Annotated in this window: 2 protein-coding genes and 1 pseudogene; all 3 read right to left on the bottom strand. The window is 60.8% G+C overall.

The window, feature by feature from the left end:
• The coding region (locus AC1DH9_RS27235) for a glutamine synthetase family protein (protein ID WP_477809140.1) at nt 1–1252 on the bottom strand (1252 nt) is incomplete at its 3' end.
• Between the two features lie 23 nt (nt 1253–1275).
• The gene (locus AC1DH9_RS27230) at nt 1276–1833 is read right to left on the bottom strand and encodes a helix-turn-helix domain-containing protein (RefSeq protein ID WP_019689871.1); all 558 of its coding nucleotides are present in this window, start codon (nt 1831–1833) and stop codon (nt 1276–1278) included.
• 25 nt (nt 1834–1858) lie between these two features.
• A pseudogene (locus AC1DH9_RS27225) lies at nt 1859–2868 on the bottom strand (NAD(P)/FAD-dependent oxidoreductase).
• Nucleotides 2869–3128: the final 260 nt, after the last annotated feature.

The raw sequence follows: 3128 nt of genomic DNA, 5'->3' as shown, positions 1-3128 counted from the left end.
CCCCCAAACCCTCGCGCAGTTGTGGCTGATGCTGCATGGCGCGCACGGCTTCGAGCATTTCCAGCGGGAAATCGATCCCGCTGTTGCGGTCTTCATTGAGTGCTGCGATCGGCTCGCGACCGGCTTCCAGCCCCTGCTCCAATCCCACCAGAATCGCTGCCAGCACCAGATAAGGGTTGGCATCCGCGCCTGCCAGGCGATGCTCGATACGCAGATTTTTCGAATCCGAATCGGGAATCCGCACACACGCATCACGATCCTCGAAACCCCAGCTGGCACGTGTCGCCGCGTTCACCGTACCGCCCAAACGCCGGAAGGCGTTCTGGTTCGGCGCGAATATCGGCATGCAATGCGGCAGCAGCTCCAGGCAGCCGGCCACCGCATGCCGCAGTGCTTGCTGCTGGTTGGCGGCCAGCAGGTTTTTACCCTCGGCATCATAGAGGCTGACATGCACATGCATGCCGCTGCCCGGATGCTGCAAGTAAGGCTTGGCCATGAAGCTGGCGCGGTAACCGTGCTTGAGCGCGACGCCACGGGTGCTACGGCAAAATAGCGCCGCCCAGTCGGCAGCGCGCAGGCCGTCATCGAGGTGGCCGAAGTTGATCTCGAACTGGCCCGGCCCAAGTTCGGCAGTGATCACCGTGGTATCGATGCCTTGCGCCCTCGCCGCTTCGACCATTTCATCGAGCACCGGCGAAAAGCGCGACAGCCGCTCGATGTGCATGTTCGGTTGATCATCGGCATCGTCCGACAGCTGATCGCGGGGGAACTGCGGCTGCCCGTCGCGCAGCTGTTTATCGAACAGATAAAACTCCAGCTCGAACGCCACTACCGGATGAATACCTTTGCCACGCAACCGTTCCAACACCTGCGCGAGGACCTCGCGGGGCTCGAAGACGATCGGCTTCTCGGTGCCGTCCGAGGTGATCAGCATCTGACCCAATGGCTTGGATTCCCAGCTCACCGGCTTGAGCGTGCCTGGCACCAGGCGCCGCAGAGCATCCGGGTCGCCGTCGTTAAAACAGTAGTCGCCGATTTTGAACAGCCCACCCTGCACGCCCAGTAACACGCAGTTCTGCGGCAGCTTGAGGGCGCTGCCGGCAGCCACTTTTTCGAGCATCTCTATCGGATAGCGCTTGCCGTAGAAATGCCCGGGAATGTCCAGGGAGATCAGGTCGACATAGCGCACCTCGGGGTAGCGTTGGCGAAAAGCACGAACCTCAGCCAGCAGATCAGAGCAGGCAGCATCCATCGTCGTTGTTCCTTTTATTGTTATCAGGTGTAAACCCAAAGCACTCGCGTGAGCTGGTCAGTGAGGTTGCCGTAGCGACAGCGCGTGTGACTGTCGAGCTGAAAACTGTCGCCGGCCTGCAAGGTGACCGGCTCATCGTCATCGCCCAACCACAGCGTCAATGCGCCTTCCAGGACGTAGCCGCCCTGCTCGGAGCTGTCGCTCAAGTGCCGCTCGCCACTGCTGGCGCCGGCCTCCAGTTGGCTTTCGAGCATCGAGAACGAGGCCCTGATCTTCGGCGAGACCAGAATGTCGGTAATTCCGTTGGCGTAGTACAACGTGCGGCGCTCATCCGGGCGGGTCACCCAAGGCAACACCTTGGGTTTTGGCAGGCTGTAAAAATAGGTGGTTGGCACGCCGAGGGTTTCGCTGATCGCGGTCAGGTCCGCCACGGTCGGTCGTGACAAGCCCCGTTCGACTTGCGAAAGAAAGCCCACGGAACGGTCGATTTTGTCGGCCAATTCCTTGAGGGTGTATTTCTTGTGCTTGCGCAGATCGTGGATCAGGATCGCCAGCGCGGCGATTTCTTCTTGCTTGTTCATGCCAGTAATTCCGGAAGATGACTCATCAAATGCTGTCGCGCAGTCGGTACCAGGCCTTGCCGATCGCTTCCAATGGCGCTGCCAGGTATTTACCGCCGGGAAAGCTGTCATTACGTAACCCCTGGTACAACGCCAGCTCGTCCGGCTGACCGAGAATCGCATCGGACACGGCGCGAGCCCCAGCCAATGTCGGGAGCACGCCATGCCCGGAATAACCCTGTAGCCAGTAGAGGTCGCCACACCGGCCAATGTCAGGGGTGCGCTTGAGGGTCAGATCGATATGCCCGCCCCAGGCAAACTCCAGCTCGACACCTTTGAGCTGCGGGAAGACCCGTTCCAGATAGGGCCGTGCTCGGTAGTCACCCGGTACTGATCGCCGTCTTCGCGATAGCTCAGCGCTTTGCTTTGCTCAAAGATGCAGCCGCCAGCATGTTCGATGGCTGCGGCCAGCCCCAGCGCCAGCTTCAATGGATTCAGATGCCCGCCTTCGGGGTCATAGAGCCCCGCCTGATAACGCTCGCTGGCGACCCACTGCGGTAACTGCTCACGCGTTATGAATTGCAGGCCATCGTGGCCCCACTTATGGCTGGCCTCGCGTTGCCACTCGGTCAGGAGACTGACCCGACGCGGCATGACCGACGTCCACAAGTGGCCGGGGCGATAATCGCAGTCGAAACCATGGCGCGCCGGCAACTCGCGCAACTCCTGCGCCGCCCAGCGCATGCCGTCCCACAAGCGCCGCGCGCGTTCATAACCCAGCGCAGCCTCCAGAGGCGGCATGTCACACGACCAGCCGAGAATCGCCTGCCCACCATTACGCCCCGAGGCCGCCCAGGCAACACGACTGGCTTCCAGCAACGTCACGCGCTTGCCCGCCAAGGCCAGGCGCAAGGCGGTATGCAAGCCACTGAAACCGGCACCGATGATCAGCACCTCGGCTGTGTGTTCACCTTCCAGAGCGGCTCGGTTCAACAGGCGATCAGCGCAACTGTGGGCGTAATAGCTGGCGACATGCTGCGARGACTGCTGAAACATTCGGGCACCCATGAAATTATGTTTTTATAATTTCATGAAAAACTACAGAATAATTTTCACGAGCGCAACACCCTGCTCACCCCTCGCAGACCGGATGACCCGTAGCAGCTGCCGAGCCTGCGTTCGAGTCCGTAGCAGCTGTCGAGCCTGCGAGGCTGCGTTCGAGTGCGCAGCACTCGTAAATTCATGCAGCGCGGTCGACCAGATCAACCGTATAGGCGGGTTTTACGACTGCTACGCAGCCGAACGCAGCCTCGCAG

The organism is Pseudomonas sp. 05T35 (assembly GCF_056396605.1).
Note: the sequence above shows the minus strand (reverse complement) of the source record. Positions and strands in the feature narration are given on the sequence as shown.

Excerpts from the sequence above, each read along its gene's own strand:
- AC1DH9_RS27230 (WP_019689871.1), bottom strand. The coding sequence starts at position 1,833 with ATGAACAAGCAAGAAGAAATCGCCGCGCTGGCGATCCTGATCCACGAT.